The organism is Ruminococcus flavefaciens ND2009 (genome assembly GCF_000621785.1).
Lineage (GTDB): Bacteria > Bacillota > Clostridia > Oscillospirales > Ruminococcaceae > Ruminococcus > Ruminococcus flavefaciens_C.
The window spans coordinates 1-2,406 of sequence record NZ_JHXI01000024.1; the positions used below are offsets into that span (position 1 = coordinate 1).

A 2,406-nucleotide genomic window follows, 5' to 3' on the forward strand; every position below is an offset into this window, starting at 1 on the left:
CACCTTGCAGTAGACGGAGTATCATGGAGAATACTAGCAGAAGATTTTGAAACAGCGGTAAGCCAGATAAAGGCAGGTAAACAGGTCAGCTTACCTGAAAAAACTGCATCATTTATTGAGTGGAGCCGTAAACTGAAGGAATATGAAAAAAAGCTCGATGTACGTACCAAGGATTATTGGAATAAGGTAAATGCAGTAATGAGCGAAGGATTGATAACTGTAGATCACTCAGGAGACAAACCGGGATATGCGATAGCAGGATTCACGAGAGAAACCACCGAACATCTCCTGACAAAGAGTAGCAATGCGTATGGAGCAAGGATCGACGAGGTATTGATAGCGGCGCTTGCAAGGGCGGTCGGAAGGATAACCGGCCAGAAAAAACTTGCGATAAAGCTGGAGGGACATGGACGAGAAGAGATCCATGAACCAATATCTATCGATCGAACAGTTGGCTGGTTTACGAATATCTACACGGTTAGTGTTGATGTCAGCGAGGATAACGACACATCAATCATTTCTGCAAAGGATTCTTTAAGAGGAGTCCCGGATAATGGAATGGGATACGGCTTCACTGAACATAAAACGACACCTGATATCTGCTTCAATTATCTTGGCGAGTTTGAAGAAAAAGGAAACAAAAAGTCTGTATTATACCCCTGTGGCGAATCAATTGCAATAGAAAACAGGCTTCCCGATAATATAACAGTAAACGGTCAGGTTTCTGATGGAATATTGAGCTTCAATATTGTCAGCAATGATGATCGCTATGATAGTAGTTTTATTGAAAGACTGAAAAATGAATTTACAGCTTGTGTAAGTGATATAGCTGATTATTGCGTTAATTGTGTAATGATGGATAAAACAGTTTCAGATCTTGATGTTGATAATCTGGAACAGTCAGATATTGATTTCCTCAATAACTTATTTTAAAAATGAAGGGTAGATAAAAATGTCTAAAATTAATAGTAAAATTGAAAACGTTTACCGCCTCTCACCGCTGCAGGAAGGAATGCTCTACTATAATTTGGTCGACAATTCATCCTCAGCCTATTCGCTTCAGAATTTGCTGTCTGTAAAATATAATATGGATCATGATATATTAAAGCAGGCACTTTCCCTTCTTTCCGAAAGGTTTTCGGTACTGAGAACTGCATTTGTTTATGAAGGCATGAAAGAAATATTACAGGTCGTTTTAAAGAATCGTGACCCTGAAGTGAATTATATAGATATAACAGATTATGATGAGGCTCTGAAGAAAGAAAAAGTTGATGAATTAGTATTAAAGGATCTTCAGCGCGGCTATGATCTTAAGGAAGACTCACTTATCAGAGTTTTACATATAAAGTATGCTTCCGGAGAAGATAAAATCCTTTTTAGCCTTCACCATATAATTGTAGATGGATGGTGTATAAATACATTATTTCAGAAGTTTTTATATTATTATTCAAAGCTTTCAAATGGTGAAACTTATGAAAAAATATCACAAGAAGTAGCTGCTGAAAAAAACAGTAGCTGTGAATACAGCGAATACATAAAGTGGCTTCAAAGGCAGGATCAGAGTAAAGCGCTTGAATACTGGAAAAATGAACTTGAGGGCTATGATAGTGACGCAGAGATAAAGGCACTGAATAAACCTGAACCATCTGTAGAGCAGATGAGAGAACTGTATGGAGAAACAGATGCAGAGACAACAGAAAAAATCATAAGGATAACTGAAAAAAACGAGTCAACAATCAACGTTGCAGCAGAAGCTGCAGTGGGAATTCTTCTTCAGAGGTATACAGGAAGCAATGATGTTGTGTTCGGCAAGGTTGTATCAGGAAGAAATGCGCCCATTAACGGCATAGAAGATATGGTAGGGCTCTTTGTCAATACAATACCGGTAAGAGTATGCGTAGATGAGAAAATCACAGTTTCCGAGCTTATAAAAATCCAGCAGGAAAAGGGAACAGAGAGTACAAATTATGATTATTGTTCACTTGCAGAAATTCAGAGCAAAATAGCACAGGGTTCAGAGCTTATCAAAGTGCTTTATGTATTTGAAAACTATGCATCAGGTGCTTTTACAGATTCAGAAGATACAGACAGTCTGATAAAAGTAGAAAGCACAAGAGAACAGACCAATTACGGTATCACAATTTCAGCATTTATTAAAAATGACAGATTGAGCTTCAAGATAATGTATGATCCAAATCATTTTTGTGGCGATGAAGTTCAGCATATTATGGATACATTAATAAAGATATGTGGAGAAATCGCCGAAAAGCCGGATTGCAGAGTAAATGAGCTTGAGATCGTAAATGAATCAGAGAAAAACGCATGGCAAAAGTATAACGAAACCGAAGAGGTGATAGAAGAAACAAGTCTGCTGGAGCTTGTGAAAAGGCAGTGTGAAAAGGCACC

2 protein-coding genes are annotated in these 2,406 nt (G+C 37.9%); both read left to right on the forward strand.

The genetic code is table 11. From position 1 onward, the window contains the following. The coding region (locus T488_RS17225; protein ID WP_037297395.1) for a condensation domain-containing protein at nucleotides 1–933 on the forward strand (933 nt) is incomplete at its 5' end. Between the two features lie 19 nt (nucleotides 934–952). Then, on the forward strand, nucleotides 953–2,406 hold a 1,454-nt coding region (locus T488_RS17230; RefSeq protein ID WP_242838310.1), incomplete at its 3' end, for a condensation domain-containing protein.